This is a genomic window from Pelagicoccus sp. SDUM812003 (assembly GCF_031127815.1).
Classification (GTDB): Bacteria; Verrucomicrobiota; Verrucomicrobiia; order Opitutales; family Opitutaceae; genus Pelagicoccus.
Map to the genome: position 1 here is coordinate 514,156 of NZ_JARXHY010000001.1, position 18,283 is coordinate 532,438.

The window sequence follows — 18,283 nt, forward strand, 5'->3', positions numbered from 1 at the left end:
CCATCGGGGGCGGGGAAATGCGGAGCCGGACCCGCGAGCGTGAACGGGCGGCTTAGTCGAGATCGATCACGCGAACGCGCCCGTAGTGCTCCACGCTGATGCTGGTGCGCTCGATGCCGACGATTCGAGCCTCATCCAAACGGTCTCCGATGCCGACGATGCGATTGTTCACCTGAGCTTTGGGATCGTTGGCGCGGAAGAAGATCGCCCCCAGCCTGATCTCCGGGAATGGCGGCGGTGGCGGGGGTGGAGGTTCCACCGGCGGGGGCGGTTCCTCGATCGCTTCGGCGTCCAGCGATTGTCCCATTTCGAGAATCTCTTCCACAAGCTTGCCGCGGGAAACGGATTTGGCCAGGCCAGCCGTTTCTTCGGGGTCCGAAGATTCAGAGCCGGCCAGAGCTTGAGAAGCGTCCCGCTGGTCGGTTTTGGAAAATGTATTTATAAAATAGATACAAATCAGACTTACCAAAACCCCTGCTGCGAAGGCGAACAGGATGTTCTTCCCATAGCTTTGGGCTGATTCCAACCGTTCCTCTTCCACTTTCCTCAGGGCGGCCCGTGCCACGGCTTCCGAGAGCGCCGCGTGAGCTGCATGGGTCACCGGATCGGGAGCGGGCGGAGTGAGGTGGGTGGCTGCTGGCTTAGGTTCCACGGCTTGATCAGGTGGCTGACGAACGAGTTTCGCCTTGGGGCGCGGCGGTGGCTCCCCGATGGCGACCGCTTGCCACGCTTCCCAGCGGCCGACTTTTCCGATTTCCTCAAGGAATCCCTGGTTGGGCGCGGCGTCGACATGATGCGGGTTGCGCCGTTTGCGAACGATCGCGTTGGCCGCGTGGACTGCTGCCAGAGACGAGAAGCTCTCTCTGCAGCTATTGGCTGGACGGTGGTGCAAGGCGGCGGTTTCGCACAGCGATTCCGACAGTCCCCAACGGGCGAGCAGGTAGGCGCCTACCTCTGCGTGGTCGCATCCGATGGCTCGCGCTTCGGCCTGCCAAGGCGGGATCGATTCCTCCCGAGCCAGTCGCTGCGCTTCGTCGAACGCTTCGGTATCCAAATCCAGCAGAACAAGCTTGCCAATGTCGTGCAGGAGCCCGGCAGTGTAGGCTTCCTCCGCGGAGGCAGGATTGTCTGTCTCGAAAAGACTGATACGCCGGGCGGCGGTGGCCACTTCTATGCTATGGTGCCAGAGCTCGTTGAGCAGCGCCTTGTGGCGAGGGGAATGAGCTTGCCGGTCGAAGACCTGAGCGGCCAGCACGATGGTCTTCACGGTTTCGAATCCCAGGATAGATATGGCGTGCGGGATGTCCGAAACTTTCTGGTCGAAGCCGAAGTGAGAGGAGTTGACCGTTTCGAGGATTTTGGAGGAAAGGGCGAGATTGCTGCTGATCGAATCCGCGATTGACGACGTGTCGGCGTGAGGAGCGTTGAGAGCGGCCACCACCTTGAGGTAGAGAGGCGGAAGCGTCTCGAAGGCGGTTCGACTGCTGACCACCTCTTTCACCACTGGGTTTTCCAGCCACGAGTCGATCGCTAAGCATTTCTGGAATTCGAAGTGGAGGCGATCCTGCGGACATGGTCTGGGAAGGTAGCGGCACCCGCCTTCGAGCGCCGAGGTCAGCTGTTCCTTTTCGGATTCGCTTGCGGCGATGAAGGCATGCGCCATGGGAGCTCGATCGACGAGACGGGATAGGAGCTGCAGACCGTTTCCGCCTTGGAAGCCAAGTGACGCGACGATGATATCGGGTGCGCTCGTCTCGCAGCTTTCCAGAGCGTCCTCTTCCGAGCTGCAGAAAGCCATGGTCCAAGTGGAGTTCTTGGAGGAAAGGGCGTTTCGGTAGCGTTCGAGATGTTCGAGCTCGTGATCGATGATGAGCAAGTGGGCGCTCATGGCGTTAAGTGGGTCGTCTTTGTCACGACTTTGTCGGCGATGACTTGAGTCGATGCAGCCTATGAATTGAGCTGCCGAGGCGGGGAAGTGAACGCTTTTCCCGCAAGTCTCCGTATCTCGCGAGCGAATACGTAGGGCAGGTGAGGTGAATCACTCGCGTCCGTTGGCGGGTGGTTTCCTCAGTTCAGAGGTCTTAGCGATTCTTCTCAGACAGCCATTTCTGAGCGAGCTTCGGCAGGATCTCGCCAGCTCTCCCCTTGAAGAATTCGAAGCCTTCCGGGCAGGCGTCGATATCCATGGCGACCAGAACCTTTTCCGCGTCCGGGCGTGCGTAGCTCACGAGCCCCGCTGCCGGGTAGACGCTCAGGGAGGTGCCGACCACCAGCATGCGGCCCGCGGTGGAGACTTCCTCCAGAGCGAGCTCGTAGTTTTCCACGGCTTCTCCGAACCAGACGATATGAGGGCGGAGTCGGCCGCCTCGCGGACAGCGGTCGTCGAGGCTTAGTCCTTCGAGGGGGTAAGGGATTCGATAGGAAGGATCGAGTTCGCTTTTGGCTTCGCTCAGATTTCCGTGAAGGCGAATGACTCGAGATGAGCCAGCCCTCTCGTGAAGGTCGTCGACGTTCTGCGTAACGATCGCCACGTCAAAGGCGGTTTCCAGCTGGGCGATCGCGAGGTGAGCCGGATTGGGTTTCGCCTGCGCCGCTGCTTTCCTTCGCATGTTGTAGAAATCCAGCACCTTGGCTGGGTCTCTTTCCCATGCTTCCGGCGTAGCGACTTCCTCGATACGCATGCTTTCCCAGAGTCCGCCGGAGTCGCGAAAGGTTTTCAAACCGCTTTCGGCGCTGACGCCTGCTCCTGTGAATACGAGTATCTTCTCCTTCGCTCGCTGCATCATGTGGGAATCGTGTCTGGTTTTGGCGTCGATAGCGCGATCCGTTTGTCTCCGATATCAGAAAAGGCCGTTGTTGCAGACCTAAGCTGTCGTTGTTTTTTGGATATCTATTCGACCTCAACTTCGATGCCACCCACCCAGCTGGCAACCAGGTTGTACAGAAAGGCTCCGATTAGGCCGCAGACGAAACCGATCACGCCATAGAGCATTGGCGCAAAGATGAAGAATCCGACTCCCATGCCGAGCAGCATCGGCAAAGGGGCGGCGCTCTGTCCCGCGGGAGCGGCGCTGCTGGCGATGAACGAAAACAGAAGGAAAAAGGGGGCCATCACCAGAGGGAGGATGGCGTAGATGATGGCGAGGATTTTGGCCAGTTGCATGGGGGCGACTCTCTTGAGGCGTTTCTTCATTTTGATGGTCTGGAGGAGGGTTGAGGAGGGCTTCGGCCGGCCTAGCTGCGGCCTCGGCTCGGGGGGACGCTCGCGTTGTGAGGTTCCAAGGTCGGCGTGGTGCTGGCGCTTGGAACAGAGAGAACGATCGAGCTAAGTAGATGCTGCAGGTTGACTTGGTGTATGCAAGCGGGGAGTTAGGCTTAAAACGGGGCGCGTGCCTTCGAATGGCTTTTTGATCATAAAATGAGCTGTGCGGATCGGAAGGACAGCTGATTGAACAGGTTCAGGCGGGAAATCTCGATCGCTCAGAGACTTGCGATAGAGAGCTGCGAGGCGGGCTTGCGTCAGGAACCGTCGCTTGCTCGGAAGGTCACTGAAAGCAAGGGCTTGATTGGCGGCTTCCGCCTGTGGACGGCGCATGGGAGCTTAGCTGAAGCTGTCGAAACGCGGCCTTTAGTTGCCTCCCGCTCGTATCGAAGGAGCGCTTCGAGAGTCCGTTCACGGTTTCAGCCCCGAACACCCCAGAGATACCCAAACTACTAACATCGAGAAATGATGACGCTTCGTCTACCAGCGATCTTCGCTCTTTTCACCGCAATCTCAGTCGGCGCCTTGTCCAGCGCCCAAACGCCGAGCTTCACTCAAACCGCTTCCGTGCACGATCCGTCGGTGATCAAGGTGGGCGACCGCTTCTACGTCTTCGGCTCGCACGGAGCGTCCGCGTGGTCCACCGACCTGATGAACTGGACTCAAGTGGCTTCCAGCGTGAATCAGGGAAATCCTCGGCATTTCGACACGTTTCAGAGCGAGTTGTCTGAACTGATCCAGTGGACGAACGCCACCAGCCTTTGGGCTGCGGACGTCTATCAACTCGAGGATGGGAAATACTACTATTACTACAATGTCTGGACGAACCATCAGGGCTACCGTAGCTACATGGGTCTGGCGGTTTCGGACGAAATCGAAGGTCCCTACGAGGACTTGGGCGAGATTTTAAGGGGCGGGACTGGGGTGAGCGGTTTCGATCCGAGCGTCGACCCCAATACCATCGATCCCACGCTCTATCGCGACACGGAGGACAATCTCTGGATGGTCTACGGCTCTTATTCCGGCGGCATCTTCACCATGGAGATGGACGACCAGACGGGCTTTCAGAAGCCGAATCAAGGCTGGGGGACCTACCTGCTCGGCGGAGGGCACGACCAGATCGAGGGCCCGTTCATCGACTACAATGCGGAGACCGAAAAATACTACCTCTTTCTATCCTACGGCGGATTGGGAGCGAACGATGGCTACAACATGCGCGCCTTCCGCTCGGACAATCCCGATGGCCCTTTCTACGACCCGGCTGGCAATGACATGTCGCAAGTGACGGGCCCGTTCGCGGATTACGGTCTTAAGCTTGCTGGAAACTGGCGGTTCACGCCCGTAGAAGGCGAACCTGCTCAGACGGTGACAGGCTACCGCTCGCCGGGACACAACTCGGTGATCAAGGATCCGGCCACCGGCAAGTGGTTTAACATTTTCCACTCCCGCTTCGAGGGACGCGGCGAGCTGCATGAGATCCGCGTCCATCAGATGTTTTTCAACGAGGACGGATGGCCGGTGATGGCTCCGCACCGCTTCGCGGGCGAAACGCAAGGCAGCTACACCGCGGCGGAGATTTCGGGAGCCTACAAGGTGCTCAACCACGGAAAGGACATCACTGGAACCATGAAGACTTCCGAGGTCGTCGGTCTGCAGGAAAGCGGATCCCTCGCAGGCGCCGATGGAAGCTGGGAAATGGTGGATGACAAAAACATCCGCATCAGCATGAACGGCACGCTCTTCAAGGGCGTGGTCAGCGAGATGTGGGACAACGAAAATCAGCGATGGGTAAACGCGTTCACCGCGATTTCGCAGAACGGCGAGTCGCTTTGGGGCAGCGAAGTCGCGGTCGCGGCTCGGACTGGCGATGTGCCGTCTCCCGAGCTGGAAGCGGTCGGAAACCGGGTCGTGGATGTGAGCGAATCGCTTTCCCTGACCTTGACGAACCTGGCTCCCGTGGGGGACCTCGAGCTCTCCTACGAAGTGGAGCAAGGCCCGGAAGGGTTGACTGTCGATAGCGAAACGGGGCAAGTCTCTTGGCAGCCGATCGCGTCTCAAGCGGGTAACGTTTTCGAGGTGCGCATTCAGATCTACGACTTTTATGAACCGAATCTGTCAGACGAGGTTGCCTTCTACGTCTACGTTTCCGACTCCCAAGGCAGCTCGCCGATCGACGATTGGCGTACGGAAAACTTCGGAGAAAATCCGGCGGAGGGCGTGGCGGGCAACGGTGACGATCCGGACCAGGATGGACGCCCGAATCTCGTGGAGTACGCGCTGGGAACGGATCCCATGGCGCCGGATGTCGATACCGCGTCCGACGTTGAGCTGGTGGGCGACAAACTGGTTTGGACCTTCAGCCGCACAGCGGATCCCGCCCTGCAGTTTGAGGTGAGGGCGCGTTCGTCCCTCGTCGGGGCCGAATCGGAAGTGATCTGGTCAAGCATGGGAAGCGCGAACCTCGAAGGCGACGCCCAAGTAGAGGTCGATGTGCCAGCCGGCTCCGAAGGGCAGGTCTTCCTCGAGCTGACGGTCGATGCGTTCGAGTGATTTTTAGGTAGTTGATCCGCGAATACGGCGAAATGCTCGTTTTCGCGTTGATTGGGGCAGCGGCGCCTGATGCTTGGAGACGAGCCAGGCGCCGCTTCTTTTTTGGGGGAGTGCTGGAGATGCCATTTTCGACTCCTGACAAATTGCGAAAAATGTGAATGCTAGAGACATGAGGCGCATGTTTGTAGCGATCGATTTGCCTGAGTCCGTGAAGGCGTTCCTGACGCAGCTCAGAGATGATGGGCTGAAGGGGATCCGTTGGGTGCGCCCCGAGAATCAGCACCTGACCATGCGTTTTCTCGGGGACATCGACGAGGAAGCGGAAAAGCGCTTGCGGGCGGAGCTGAGCTCGGTGTCCGTTTCCCGTTTCACCCTGCCAATTGGCGGGTTCGGCACTTTTCCCGGCAAAGGCGATCCCAAGGTCCTTTGGATCGGCGTTGGCTCGGCTCATCCATTGCTCTTTCAGCTTAGACAGCGCATCGACGACGCGGTCCTGAAGGCTGGAATCGATTGCGAAATGCGCGACTTCGTCCCCCATGTGACGCTGGGCCGTTGCTCGTCTGTATCCAGAGCATCGTTACGAGATCTAAAGAAACGGGTAGAATCCGCCGACTCTCCAGTGTTTGCGGTCAAAACGTTCTCGCTTTTCGAAAGTCGACCCAGTCCGATCGGTTCTCGCTACGAGATCGTAGATGCGTGGGACCTTCGTTAGAGACTCTGTTTCACTTCAGCACCATGAGGGCAAGGCTTGCCAAGGGAAGGATGCTCGCTGCGGCACCAGCGATGGACCAGCGACGGGCAAGCCGCCAAAACTCGTCGGGAATGGTGGCTTCGTCATGAAACGCCTTCGCTAGTCGCGCTTGTTTCATCTGTAGTGGTAGAAGCGCTACAAGCCAGATGACGCCGGAAAGAGCGAAAAGAATGTAGGCCCAGAGAAACCAGTTTTCCTGCCAAAGGCCGGGAAGTTGGGCTGCCATGGCGTGTCCCGTTGCTAGGAGAAGGGTGATGCCACCGCCAGTGAAGACCACATCGGTCCGCGTGATCAGCTTCTGTGACCAGGCCACGATGGCCGGATGGCGCGTGCGTTCCGCGAAGGCTCGCCAGAACGGCGTGACGAGATTGTTTCCGATAAAGAGACAAGCCCCTAGAATGTGCAGGAGCTTCAGAGTTTGGTAGTCCATGTCGAGTTGGTTTCCTAGTTTGTAAAAGCCATGTAGCAGGTGGCGAAGAGCTCCTCGGGATCGATCGAATCCAAGTCCTCTTCCTTTATAAGCCCCTCGATGAGCAGGGTAGAAAAACCGTGCACAAAGGACCACGCCGCCAGGGCCAGGGGGCGGGTGGGCTTTTTAGGATCGATCAGCTTGCCCAGCTTCGCTCGCTCGATGCTGTCGACGAGTCTCTCGAATGCGGCGTCGCCAGCGCTCTGCAGCGACGGGCCGCGCTTGTCCGCAGGAATGTGTCCGGAGAACATGAGACGAAGGTGGTCTGGGTGAGTCGTAGCGAAGCGCAGGTAGCCTTGGCCGAGGCCTAGAAGTGGAGGCGTTTCGCCGAGCTCGCGCAGCGCTCGGTCCAACTCCCGGTTCAAGGTGTGGAAGCCCTGTTCCGCGATGGAGCAGATCAAGTCGAAGGTGTCGTTGAAATGTCGATACGGAGCGGCTGGACTGACGCCAGCTTTTCGGGCCACCGCCCGCAAGGTCAGCGCAGCCAAGCCGCCATCACGTAGGATCTCCAGCCCTGTGGCGATCAGCGTTTCCTTCAGGTTTCCATGATGATAAGCGGCCATTGCGATGTGAACACTGTTAACATAGAGTTCACTGTCAATGCGGAAAGCCTGGTCGCTTGGTTTATGGGGCGGGGGCGGCTAGCGGCGAGCCTGAGTTTCGGGGGGGCGCTGCGAGCGGGTTCAGCGGAACTGGCCGACCGATTCCATGTACTCGTAGTCGTTTTCCGCAAGTCGTTGGCAGAGGCTTTCCTTGTCGATGGAGTGGCTTTTGCAGAGCTCTTCCAGCGAGCCGTATTCGTTGCGAAGGGCGGTGTTCACTACCCCAACCAGAAGGTCCGGATCCATACGTTCGATGTTGTTCCAATCCATGCCGCGAAAGTTTGGAATTGCGCATCGATCGGCAAGTTTGAATTGCGGTCGGTTCGGGAAATCTAGCTTTGATTCGGCTGGCCCGTGGGCTTTGTTCATTGAAAATATGTAGCCTATATGGTCTTGTTTTTGTGAACACGCGACCCTAGCGTCCGCACTCATGAGGGTGGTGAGATGCGACAAGTACGGACCTGCGGCAGAAGCGCTGAAGGTGGCGGAAATGGAGAAACCTCAGCCGAAAGCGGGCGAGGTTTTGGTGAAACTGAAAGCGACTTCCGCGACATCGGGCGACTGCCGTATCCGTGGTTTGAATGTGCCGTCGGGATTCGGGATGATGATGCGATTGATGCTGGGATTTCGAGGCCCGCGGCAGCCCATTCTTGGGTTGAATTTTTCGGGAGTCGTGGAGGCGTTAGGGCAAGGCGCGCGCGCATTCGAGGTCGGAGACGAAGTGTTCGGGTCGACTGAAATGCGCATGGGCTGCTACGCGGAGTATGTCAGCGTGCCAGTGGAGATGGCGGTGGCTAAAAAGCCGAAATCGGTGAGCTTCGAGGAAGCGGCCGTGTTTCCGTTTGGGGCAATGACGGCGTTGTCGTTTCTCAGAGATAAAGCGAAATTGCAGCCGAGTCAGTCGATCCTGATCTATGGAGCTTCTGGGGCGGTCGGGGCCGCGTCGGTGCAGCTGGCGAAACAGATGGGAGCGAGGGTGACGGGTGTCTGCAGCTCGGCGAATCAGGGGTTGGTAGCGTCGCTTGGCGCCGATGCTGTATTGGATTATCGAGTACAGGATATGTCGCAGCTCGAGCGGGAATTCGACGTCGTATTCGACACGGTGGGCATGCTTGGTTTGGCGAATGGCATTCGGTTGACCCGCCGCGGCGGGGTGTGTCTTTTCGCGGTAGCTGGCGTGCCAGACCTTTTTCGAATCCTTTGGAAAACCATGACCAGCGGTCGAAAAGTGAGCGGCGGTGTGGCGACGGAGAAAAAGGATGATTTAGAGTATCTGCTTGGATTTCTTTCGAGGGGGCTTCTGTTGCCGGTAATCGATCGAAGCTATCGGCTGGAAGAAATGGTAGAGGCTCACGAGTACGTCGAGAGAGGTCGCAAGAAGGGAAATGTCGCGATTTTAGTCGATTGAGCGCGCCGGGTCGCGCCTGCGCTATCCTGCGGCGAGGCCGTAGATGCGGCGTGCCCGGCGGTCACGCCCTACCTGGAGGGGCTGCTCCAAAGCTGATGCGGCGTGCCCGGCGGTCACGCCCTACCTGGGAGCTGTTTTAGAAGTTCGCTGAATCGATTGTTTGAATACTGCCGGGTTGGCCGCGCAGTTCGATGGTTTGGCCAGCGTAGCGAACGACGATGCTTGGGGGGCTGTTGTCTCCGAAGACGATTTCCGCTGACGCGAGCTCCCCATCCTTCCAGTTCATGGTGATGGTGAAATCTCCCCGTGCCCGAAGTCCGGATACGGAACCGGTCGCCCAAGCTTCTGGCAGAGCGGGTAGGAGCCTGATCTCGTCGTTGTGGCTGTGCAGCAGCATTTCCGCAATGGCGGCGGTGGCGCCGAAGTTGCCATCGATCTGGAAGGGCGGGTGCATGTCGAAGAGATTGCCGACAGTGGATTGTCGGAGGATTTCGATGAGGTGATGGTAGGCGGTTTCCGCTTCCGAGAGGCGAGCGTACATGCCGATGGTCCAGGCTCGACTCCAGCCGGTGGCGGCTCCGCCTTTGGCGATGCGTTCCTCGATTACCTTTTCGACGGCGCTGCGCATTTCGGGATCTGTATCCAAATTTATCTGATTGCCTGGGTAGGCTCCGAGCACGTGGGATATGTGGCGATGGGCTGGCTCTTTTTCCTCGAAGGGCAGGCGCCATTCCATGAGACGTCCGTCGTTTGCGATGCGAGGACGATAGACCTTTGGTAGTTTCGACGCGATTTCTTGAGCGAAGGCATCGTCCTGTTTGCCGAGAGCTTCGGCGGCTTCGAGGTAGTCGCTGAACACTTGCAGAACCATGTATTGGTCGAAGCTGTTGCCAGCGGAAAAGGCGGCGGATTGGGCCTCGCCGTTTTCGTCGGTGTAGAGAAAGGAGTTTTCGGGCGAGCAGGCGGGGCGGGCCATGAGCTGTCCGTCCTCGGGGCCGGGGATCAGCCAGGAATCGACGAACTCCACGGAGGCGGTGAGCAGGTCCCAGTGCTCGGCGAGAAAGTCGGTGTCCTGGGTGAAGCGAAACTGCTCGAGGATGTGAAGCGTCATCCATTGTCCGCCGAAGAAGGAGCCGCCCCAGTAGCTGCGGCTGGACATCATGTGAGCGTTGGCCCAGATGTCGGAGGCGTGGCCCATGCCCCAGCCTTTCATGCCGAGGCGTTTCGCCATTTCGCGTCCTTTGGGCTGGTAGTAGCGGATGAGGTCGAAGAACGGCTGGTGCAGTTCGGAGAGATTGGTGGTCTCCGCGTGCCAGTAGTTCATCTGGATGTTGATGTTCAGATGGAAATCGGAACTCCAAGGGGCCCATTCGTGGGGATTCCAGATGCCTTGCAGGTTAGCCGGGAAGGTGCCGGGACGAGAGGATGCGATGAGCAGGTAGCGTCCGAACTGGAAGTAGGTTTCGATCAAGTCGGGATCGTCGGTATTTCCGTCTTGGATACGTTTGAGGCGTTCGGGCGTGGTGAGACTCGCGATTTCGGGAGCGGTTTCCCCGAGGTCGATAGTGACGCGATCGAAGTAGGTTCTGTGGTCGGCGATGGCGGTTTGACGAAGCGTGGCCAGGCTGTTTTCCGCTGTATCGAGTTTTTGGATGTTGGCGGATTGCCAGCCATCGGAGAGCATCGTGCCGCTTCGGTGAAGGTCGAAGTTTGTGGCGGCGGAAAGGAGAAGGGTGTGGGATCGACGGGCGGGAGCGAGCAGGGTGTCGTTTTCGGCGTTTGCCGACTCCGCGAAGCGGAAGCGTCCCTGGTAGCGGGTGCGATCCGGGTGCTCGCCGTCGCTGATGCCGTCTAGGACAAGGTCGCCGTCCTCGACCCGTCCGTCTTCGATACTGAGGCGGAGTCCGATCGGGGAGGTCGCTGTGATCTCGACCACGAGCAGGTCGAGCGGGGCGGAGGCGTAGACGCGTTGGGTGACTTGGTTTCCGTCGCTGAGCGTGTGGGTCGTGGAAGCGATGCCGGTCTGAAGCTCGAGCTGGCGGTTTGTGGATTCGAGGGAGGCGTCGGTCAGGTAGTCGAGCTGCAGCCAGCCGAGGTATTGATAGCTATAGGGATCGGCGGGTTTTTGCAGTTTGGTTTCGAAGACCCGGTCCGCTTCGGCGTACTTGCCGGCGGCCTCCAGCTCGCGAATGGTCTCCAGGTGCTTGAAGCTATCCTTCGGCATGCGCAGGTCCGGACCGCGGTGCCAGATGGTCTCCTCGTTGAGCAGGATCTTCTCGGTGGGGAACTGGCTGAACGGCATGGCCCCGAGGCGTCCGTTCCCGACCGGATAGGCGTCTGTCCACTCGACGGCAGCTTGGTCGTCGCGAATGGTTTGGGCCTCGAGAAGGAGGGGGGCTGTGAGGGCGATGGCAGCGATTGCAAAGAAGGGTTTTAGAGGTGACACGATAGAAGACGGTAGCTGTGGCGCCGATTCCCGCAAGGGTAACGAGCTGTCAATTTCTGGCAGGCATCTGGCAGAAATTGAGGCGCAAGGGTGATCAAAACGGATCGAAGCGTTGGGATCGGGGGGCGTGGGCATGGCCCATGCTGCTCTCTGTCGACTTTCACTTCTCAAATTTGTGGGGCGAGCGAGGAGCGAAAGCCGCTTTTTTAACCTACATAAATCGATCTAATACAATGAGTTTACGTCCCTTGGGAATCGCCAGAGAAATCATCGACAACACCGGCCTGGAGGTCACCTACGCCTACGACGACCTGCTGTTCGTGGAGCACAATCCCTTCATCGTGCAGTTCGATGATGACAACCTTTCCAACCTGAAGCTGTTCTTCAACGTGGAATGCGAGGAGGAGACCGCCACGCAGCTGGAGATCAAGCTCCGTCAGGCCGCTTCCGAGCGCAAGTTCACTATCGCCAACGAAGGCAAGTACGAGCTGGTGAGCGAGGAAGGGGCGAAGGAATTTCAGGTCCGCTATTTGAGCTAGGCTCTTCTCATGACGGAAGGCTTGCAATCGAAACGAGTCCTGTCGCGATAGCGCGGTGCCAATGGTCAACGTAGTCTCCCTTCTGGGGATCGCTCTCGCGGTTTCCGTCGCGTTTCCCTGCTGGGCGTCGACGGATCGATTTGTCGCCAGCTGGAGCGAAGATCTCGACGTTTATCGCGGCCAGCTCGAATCGAATCACATCGACCTCTACCACAGGCTGAGCGAGGAAGCCTTCGTTCAGCGCGTCGAAGCGATTCGCGAGCGGCTCCCGGAGCTCAGTCGCTTCGAGGTCATCGTGGAACTGATGCGACTGACGAGCGACATCGGCGACAGCCATACCGCCCTCCCATTGTGGGAGATTTCGCTCGATCGGTATCCGTTTGATCTATACGAGTTCGAGGGCGAGTTTCGAATAACTCGGGTGGACAAACGCTACGAGTCGCTACTGGGGGCGAAGCTATTGCGTATCGAGGAAACGGATATCGCCGAAGCGGCTGAGCTGTTCGCGGATATCGTGCCATTCGCCGATAACGCCCAGTCTCGACGGAGTCGCGTGGCGAGTTATTTGACAAGCAGCGAGCTGCTGCAGGGACTCGGCATTTGCGAGCAGGCGACGCGGGCTCGCTTCGTGTTTGAGCTCGAAGGCGGCGCGCTTCGAACGATCGTCCTTCAGGCGGATGCGAATGAAGAAAGCGAGTACGTGGCCTATCGGCTCGCCTCTCCGGATCTGACGCCCCCAGAAGGTACGAAGGATCGGGATCTTTGGTTCAAGACCATGGAAGATGGGCGCACGGTTTACCTGCGATTCCATCGATATCGATCGATGGAGGAGATGGAATCGTTTTCGCGCCGCTTGTACATGCATGTCTCCGATGGCGGTATCCAGAATGTGGTGATCGACTTGAGAGGCAACTACGGTGGCGACCTTTTCGCGGGATTGAAGATTGCTCAATACCTCAACTACATCGACACCATCGATTGGCTGTCAGGCGTTTACGTTCTTACCGATCGTCAGACCTTTTCCGCCTCCATGGTGAACGCGGTGCAGTTTCGGCAGATTCTCAACGCTCGGATAGTGGGCGAACCCTCGGGGGCGCGTCCGGTGGGCTATCAGGACATGGGGCAGATCTATTTGCCGAACTCCAAGCTGGGGGTCTGCTACTCGAAGCGGCTGTTCCGACTTCAGCTCGACGATACCGAATTCGTGCAGCCGGACCTGGTGATCGAGCCGAGCTGGGAACGCTATAGCGACGGGGTGGACGAAGCGGCCCTCGTCGTTTTCCAAGCCTTGGCTCGCAAGGGCGAGCGGTGAGCTCGGCTCAGCAAGGCTCCTGTCGCTTCTCGAATCCGGTCTCTCGGGAGGCGTTTCTGATGGAGACGATCTCGTCGGCTGGGATGCCGATGGACTCGAGAAAGTCCTGGTGCGCTTCGGGAGAGGCCGCTTCGAAGGTTTGGTGCCAGCGACGCATATCGTCTTCGCTAAGACCGGACGCGCCCATCAGCTCGACCCAACGTTCCTTGTCCATGTAGCGCGTCGCTCGAAAGCGCGACGAGCTTTTGAGCATGGATACGATTTTCGCCTGTTGCTGGCGCAGGTCTTTGATCTCGCGATTGATTTCGGTGAGTCGGGCGTTTAGGGCCCGCGTGACGCGGCTGGGCGGATCGCTGAGCAGTTCCTTGATTCGTTCAAGCGAGAGCCCGGCCTGACGGTAGTCGCAGATGCGCTCCAGTCGTTCGGCTGCTGATTGGTCGTATAGACGATAGTTTGCCGCTGTGCGGGCGCTTGGGGGAAGGAGATCGATCTCGTCGTAGTAGAGCAAGGCGCTACGAGACAGGCGGTGGCGCAGGGCGAGTTCGCGAATGGTGTACATGGCTGGAGGAGGATGGAGTTGAATAGGATTGCTCCGGAGGGCGCCCGGAGCAATCCCGAGGTGGCGGTTTCTAGAGTCGGCGTATGCGCTCGATCTCTTTGTCCTCGATTCGGAGGAACTTCAAGAATCCCAGATGGGAGTCAGGAAACCGTTGCTCCATCTGTCGATGAAGCGATTCCATCTGCTGCTCGGTGATGCCGCAGTTCTGCAGGATTTCGACGAAGTCGTCTTTACTCATTGGTTTGCTCATAGCTGTTTTCGGTTCAGTGTTTCGACGCTTTCGTGTCCGACGTCGATCCGGCCACTGTGCGCTATGAGGCCGTAGTCAGGTCTAGCGGAAAGTTCGGTTTTTTCGATGGGCCCGATTCGAGCGTTCCTCTTCGGGCCGCCGACGTTGCGCTGTCGGTTGACGATCGGCGGACTGTGGGCGAGGGTGATCAAGTAAACGACGGTTTTGTCGTATCCAAGACATGAGCGCCACAGCGAGCTATTCCGAGAAGCTTAACCTTATTTTCGAGGAGATAACGGGAGACGCCTCGGGTGAGGACATTTTTGAGAACAAAGCCGCGTCGGTCCGCCGTGGCTGGGTGAACGCCCGGACGCGTGTTCTGGCCATCGTGGAGGCGAACCTCCTCCTGGATACTCAAGGCATGAAGCGCTTCAGCGAGCGCCTGATGAAGGAGCTTCCCGAGTACAACGGGACGCGGGTTGCAATCGTCACCAGAGGAGTCGGGGCCACAGCGGGTTCGCAGAAGGTGGCCTCTGACGTTTCCGCGACGCAGTCGGTGGCGGTCTTTTCCACCCTCAACAACGCCGTGTTCTTCCTCCGCCTCGATCTTAAGGAGCTGCTGGAAGAGCTTCCGGCAGTGGGAAACTGGACTGGCAAATACTTGGAATAGTCATGCGGTGGCGGAGGGAAACGAGGGGCATGGCCCAGGACAGGCACTGGCGTCGACGCTTGGCGCGAAACCGGCTGGCGGAGAAGCGATGAATTGGGAGCAGTGGCTCGAGAGGATCCCGTACAACATCCTCATCAACATCTTGGTTGTGGTGGTTGCTGCGGCGGTTCTGAACCTGGTGGCGCGTCGTTTGTTCGAGCGCAACTTGAGGAAGGCCATGAACAGCGAACGGCGCACCGGCATCGCCTTCCTGCGCAACGCGGTGACGGCCACCATTTTCGTTTTGGCCACGGTGGCGGTGGTGTACAGCATCCCTGCGGTTCGGTCGCTCGCGGTGGGCTTCTTCGCGGGCGCCAGCATCTTGGCGGCGATCATCGGCTTCGCCTCGCAAAAAGCGTTTTCCAACATCGTGAGCGGCATTTTCATCGTGCTCTTCAAGCCCTTTCGAGTGGACGACATCATCAAGATCGGCGGGGAGATCGGTACCATCGAGGACATCACCTTGCGGCACACGGTGATTCGAGCCCTGGAGAACAAGCGCTTGATCTACCCGAATTCGGTGATCGATACCGAAGCGATCATCAACTGGTCCATTCGCGACGAGAAGGCTCAGAAGTTCATGTTCATCAGCATCGACTTCGAGTCGGATCTGGAGCGAGCGGAGAAAATCATCGTCGAGGTGTCGCGCGCCCACAAGGACTTGCTCGATCTCCGTACGGACGAGGAAGTGGCGGAAGGGGTCCCGCTGGTTGACGTGCAGCTGCTCGATTTCAATGGCAGCATGGTCAACTATCGCGTGCCGTTGTGGGCCAGGGACCTGCCGACTGCGATGCGCATGACTTGGGAGGTGCAGCGCGAAGTGAAGCGGCGCTTCGACCAGGAAGGCATTCACCTGGGACGTCCTTCGCAGGTGAACTATCAGGCCGGAAGCGTGGGAAAAAGTCGCCAGATCGTGGATACCGAGAAGGAGTCCTGAATCCCTGACCCCGGAGAGCGATCAGTGGGGCGGGCGTCCGGTTCGATCGAGCGGCCGCCGCGATCGGATCCCTGGGGCGAGAAAACGCTTGGGCGAAAGGGTGCTCTGAGCTATGGCCCTGTTGTGAAAAGAGAGCCTTTGATTCGACTGCTGGAGGAATACCGTTCGCGATGGAGCGAGGAGAGCGCGACTTGCGAGCGGTTTCTGGAATTCGTCCGGCGGCGGGAGGACTGTTTCGAGCGCAGCTGCCTTGAGGGGCATGTCACGGGGTCGGCCTGGCTTGTCAACGGGGCCGGTACCCATGTTTTGCTTACGCATCACCGCAAACTTGGGCAGTGGTTCCAGCTGGGCGGTCATGCGGATGGCGAAGCGGATGTGACCCAGGTGGCGTTGAGCGAGGCTCGGGAGGAGTCCGGATTGCCGGACTTGCAGCTCGAGAACGGGCGTGTCTTCGATCTCGACATCCACCTCATCCCGGAGCGAAAAGGAGTGCCGTCGCACTACCACTACGACCTTCGCTTCGTGGTCCGATCGACAGGCTCGGAAGCGTTTCAGGTCAGCGCGGAGTCGCTGGAGCTGGCCTGGGTGGAGGTTGAAGGGATCTCCGCCTACACCCGCGAGGAATCCATGCTGCGCATGGCTAGGAAATGGCTGCAAGCTCGGTAGCGGCGGCTGGCGGAGGACTGGCTAGTCCCCGTGCTCCGCGTTCGTGGGATAGATCGGTAGCTTCCAGTCCCAGAGCAAGGCTCCGGCGCGAAGCGTGAAGGTGGCTGCCATGGCGGCGAGAGTGGCCCATTGCTGGCTCCAGGGCTGCAGGGTCACGAACACCGCGCAGCCTGCGATGGAGGCGGTGGCGTAGAGGCGTTGCTGGTTGAGCACCATCGGTTGGCGTCCAGCGAGAAGGTCGCGGATCAATCCGCCCGCCACGCTGGTGAGCGTGCCCATGAGGATGGCCACCGCGGCAGTCTGGCCGTTTTCCAAGGCCTTGGCCGTCCCCATCACCGTGAAGGCGGACAATCCCAGGGCGTCGGACCATAGGATGGTGCCGCGCGGGATGTGGCGTGTGATGCGAGCGGCGATCAGAGCGCCTGCCCAGGTGCCGAGTATCAGGTACAGGTAGAGCGGGTTCGGAAGCCAGAAAACGGGCACGCCGAGGATGAGATCGCGCAGGGTGCCGCCGCCCACCGCAGTGACGAAGGCGAGGACGAGCGCTCCGAAGAGATCGAGGTTGTTTCGCCCCGCGGCGAAGACTCCGGTGAGGGCGAAGACGATGGTGCCGAAGATGTCGAGAGCGTGCAGCATGATGGAAGCCGCTCAATCGACATCACTCCGCGACGATTGTCGATTTTATCATTCCTCTGAAAACGGGATTTTCCGTCCCGTCGCGACCGCTTCGCACGACGAGCCGCGCTTGGCTGCGATCAGCTATTGGACTTGAGAAAGCTCAGGTAGGGGGAAACGAAGCGCTCGAAGGCCTCGATGTGCGGCAGGTGACCGATGCCCTCGAGCTCCACTAGTTCCGAGTTGCGGATGGCCTCGTGGGTCGCCTGCCCGAGTTCGGGATAGTTGCCGAGTCGAGCCTTGGTCTTCGGGTCCACCATGTCCTTGCCGAGGGCGGTGCGGTCTCGTTGCCCGATGATGAGCAGAGTTGGAACCTCGATCTTGGGAAACTCGTAGACGACAGGCTGGGCGTAAATCATGTCGTAGGTAAGGGCCTGATTCCAAGCCATGCGAGGGTAGTTCGGACTGTCGAGGTATGCCGCAAGCTGTTCAACCCATGGGTCGTAGGCATCTTTCCATTTTCCGTCGTAGTATGAAGAAAGCTGATACTCCTTTATCTTTTCCTTGGTCTTACCTAGCTCTCTCTCGTACCACTCGTCGATAGGACGGTAGGGGACGCCATCGGCTTTCCAGTCCTCTAGACCGATTGGGTTTAGCAAGGTGAGCGTGTCAGTGGACTCCGGATACATCAGTGCGAAGCGCCTGGCGATCATTCCACCCATGGAGTGGCCGAGTACGTGAACGGACTCGATTTTCAGCTCCTCCAGCAATCGCTTGGTGTTGAGAGCGAGCTGGTGAAAACTGTAAGCGTAGTTCTGCGGTTTGCTGGATTTTCCGAAGCCGACCTGATCGGGCATCACCACGCGATAGCCCTGCTCGACGAGGGCCTTGGCGGTCTCTTCGAAGTAGGATCCGGAGAAGTTCTTTCCGTGCAGGAGCAGCACGCTCTCTCCCCGTTCCCTCGCGTCTGGTTCCTGGTCCATGTAGACCATTTCCAGCTGCTGGCGTTGGCTTTCGAACACGAATACGCGCTCGGGAAATGGATACGGATAGCCTTCGAGCCTAATTCCTTGAGCGTGAGCCAAAGCGGTCGCGCCGAGGGCGAGTAGAACGCAGGCAAGTGGGCTAATGATGTTGGGTTTGCGCAATCGGTTCAGGCGATTCATGGCGTCGGGTTTTGAAGGCGTAAAACGGGAGGCGTGCGCGGGCCACGCATCACCACGGACTGA

19 protein-coding genes are annotated in these 18,283 nt (G+C 58.9%); 8 read left to right on the forward strand and 11 right to left on the reverse strand.

Translation table 11 applies throughout. The annotated features are described in order from the left end of the window. Positions 1 to 52: 52 nt before the first annotated feature. The 3 genes from QEH54_RS02045 to QEH54_RS02055 all read right to left on the reverse strand — a co-directional run bounded on the left by QEH54_RS02045 (position 53) and on the right by QEH54_RS02055 (position 3,193). Positions 53 to 1,888, reverse strand: coding sequence for an HDOD domain-containing protein (locus QEH54_RS02045; protein ID WP_309016949.1), 1,836 nt, complete (start codon positions 1,886 to 1,888; stop codon positions 53 to 55). 193 nt (positions 1,889 to 2,081) lie between these two features. After that, complete coding sequence (locus QEH54_RS02050; protein ID WP_309016950.1) at positions 2,082 to 2,786, reverse strand: NAD-dependent deacylase; 705 nt, start codon at positions 2,784 to 2,786, stop codon at positions 2,082 to 2,084. A 104-nt stretch (positions 2,787 to 2,890) separates the two neighbouring features. Further along, on the reverse strand, positions 2,891 to 3,193 hold the full coding sequence (locus QEH54_RS02055) for a hypothetical protein (RefSeq protein WP_309016951.1): 303 nt from the start codon (positions 3,191 to 3,193) through the stop codon (positions 2,891 to 2,893). Positions 3,194 to 3,727: 534 nt separating this feature from the next. Here QEH54_RS02055 and QEH54_RS02060 point away from each other — a divergent pair. Both QEH54_RS02060 and thpR read left to right on the forward strand, forming a co-directional pair. Then, positions 3,728 to 5,812: a glycoside hydrolase family 43 protein gene (locus QEH54_RS02060; RefSeq protein ID WP_309016952.1), complete on the forward strand. Its 2,085-nt coding sequence runs from the start codon at positions 3,728 to 3,730 to the stop codon at positions 5,810 to 5,812. A gap of 169 nt (positions 5,813 to 5,981) precedes the next feature. Continuing rightward, positions 5,982 to 6,524 (forward strand): RNA 2',3'-cyclic phosphodiesterase, encoded by a 543-nt coding sequence (thpR, locus tag QEH54_RS02065; RefSeq protein ID WP_309016953.1) that lies wholly within the window; start codon positions 5,982 to 5,984, stop codon positions 6,522 to 6,524. Positions 6,525 to 6,534: 10 nt separating this feature from the next. Here the strand turns inward: thpR and QEH54_RS02070 are convergent, their stop codons facing one another. From QEH54_RS02070 to QEH54_RS02080, 3 genes are all read right to left on the reverse strand, one after another. Then, the gene (locus tag QEH54_RS02070; RefSeq protein WP_309016954.1) at positions 6,535 to 6,993 is read right to left on the reverse strand and encodes a DUF2269 domain-containing protein; all 459 of its coding nucleotides are present in this window, start codon (positions 6,991 to 6,993) and stop codon (positions 6,535 to 6,537) included. Positions 6,994 to 7,007: 14 nt separating this feature from the next. Further along, positions 7,008 to 7,595, reverse strand: a complete 588-nt coding sequence (locus tag QEH54_RS02075; protein WP_309016955.1) for a TetR/AcrR family transcriptional regulator — start codon at positions 7,593 to 7,595, stop codon at positions 7,008 to 7,010. Between the two features lie 120 nt (positions 7,596 to 7,715). After that, complete coding sequence (locus QEH54_RS02080; RefSeq protein WP_309016956.1) at positions 7,716 to 7,904, reverse strand: DUF4250 domain-containing protein; 189 nt, start codon at positions 7,902 to 7,904, stop codon at positions 7,716 to 7,718. Between the two features lie 160 nt (positions 7,905 to 8,064). Here QEH54_RS02080 and QEH54_RS02085 point away from each other — a divergent pair, with 160 nt between their 5' ends. Continuing rightward, a complete protein-coding gene (locus QEH54_RS02085; protein ID WP_309016957.1) occupies positions 8,065 to 9,042 on the forward strand; it encodes an NAD(P)-dependent alcohol dehydrogenase in 978 nt (325 codons plus the stop codon). Between the two features lie 136 nt (positions 9,043 to 9,178). Here QEH54_RS02085 and QEH54_RS02090 read toward each other — a convergent pair whose 3' ends face one another. Continuing rightward, positions 9,179 to 11,488 carry a glycoside hydrolase family 95 protein gene (locus QEH54_RS02090; protein ID WP_309016958.1) on the reverse strand — a complete coding sequence of 770 codons (2,310 nt, stop codon included), beginning with the start codon at positions 11,486 to 11,488 and terminating at the stop codon, positions 9,179 to 9,181. A gap of 233 nt (positions 11,489 to 11,721) precedes the next feature. On the opposite strand from QEH54_RS02090, the gene QEH54_RS02095 reads away from it, so the two are divergent. Together QEH54_RS02095 and QEH54_RS02100 are read left to right on the forward strand one after the other, a co-directional pair. Next, complete coding sequence (locus QEH54_RS02095) at positions 11,722 to 12,027, forward strand: hypothetical protein (RefSeq protein ID WP_309016959.1); 306 nt, start codon at positions 11,722 to 11,724, stop codon at positions 12,025 to 12,027. Positions 12,028 to 12,088: 61 nt separating this feature from the next. Continuing rightward, a complete protein-coding gene (locus QEH54_RS02100) occupies positions 12,089 to 13,339 on the forward strand; it encodes a S41 family peptidase (protein WP_309016960.1) in 1,251 nt (416 codons plus the stop codon). Between the two features lie 7 nt (positions 13,340 to 13,346). Here the strand turns inward: QEH54_RS02100 and QEH54_RS02105 are convergent, their stop codons facing one another. Both QEH54_RS02105 and QEH54_RS02110 read right to left on the reverse strand, forming a co-directional pair. Further along, complete coding sequence (locus QEH54_RS02105; RefSeq protein ID WP_309016961.1) at positions 13,347 to 13,898, reverse strand: MerR family transcriptional regulator; 552 nt, start codon at positions 13,896 to 13,898, stop codon at positions 13,347 to 13,349. Positions 13,899 to 13,968: 70 nt separating this feature from the next. After that, positions 13,969 to 14,136 carry a hypothetical protein gene (locus QEH54_RS02110; protein WP_309016962.1) on the reverse strand — a complete coding sequence of 56 codons (168 nt, stop codon included), beginning with the start codon at positions 14,134 to 14,136 and terminating at the stop codon, positions 13,969 to 13,971. A gap of 232 nt (positions 14,137 to 14,368) precedes the next feature. Between QEH54_RS02110 and QEH54_RS02115 the strand changes: the two genes are divergently transcribed. The 3 genes from QEH54_RS02115 to QEH54_RS02125 all read left to right on the forward strand — a co-directional run bounded on the left by QEH54_RS02115 (position 14,369) and on the right by QEH54_RS02125 (position 16,439). Continuing rightward, entirely contained in the window at positions 14,369 to 14,797 is a 429-nt protein-coding gene (locus QEH54_RS02115) for a hypothetical protein (RefSeq protein ID WP_309016963.1), read from the forward strand. Between the two features lie 7 nt (positions 14,798 to 14,804). Next, positions 14,805 to 15,773 carry a mechanosensitive ion channel family protein gene (locus tag QEH54_RS02120; protein WP_309016964.1) on the forward strand — a complete coding sequence of 323 codons (969 nt, stop codon included), beginning with the start codon at positions 14,805 to 14,807 and terminating at the stop codon, positions 15,771 to 15,773. 123 nt (positions 15,774 to 15,896) lie between these two features. Then, entirely contained in the window at positions 15,897 to 16,439 is a 543-nt protein-coding gene (locus QEH54_RS02125; RefSeq protein ID WP_309016965.1) for an NUDIX hydrolase, read from the forward strand. A 21-nt stretch (positions 16,440 to 16,460) separates the two neighbouring features. On the opposite strand, the gene QEH54_RS02130 is transcribed toward QEH54_RS02125, so the two are convergent. Then, on the reverse strand, positions 16,461 to 17,075 hold the full coding sequence (locus tag QEH54_RS02130; protein WP_309016966.1) for a trimeric intracellular cation channel family protein: 615 nt from the start codon (positions 17,073 to 17,075) through the stop codon (positions 16,461 to 16,463). Positions 17,076 to 17,194: 119 nt separating this feature from the next. After that, on the reverse strand, positions 17,195 to 18,220 hold the full coding sequence (locus QEH54_RS02135; protein ID WP_309016967.1) for an alpha/beta hydrolase: 1,026 nt from the start codon (positions 18,218 to 18,220) through the stop codon (positions 17,195 to 17,197). Between the last annotated feature and the right edge of the window lie 63 nt (positions 18,221 to 18,283).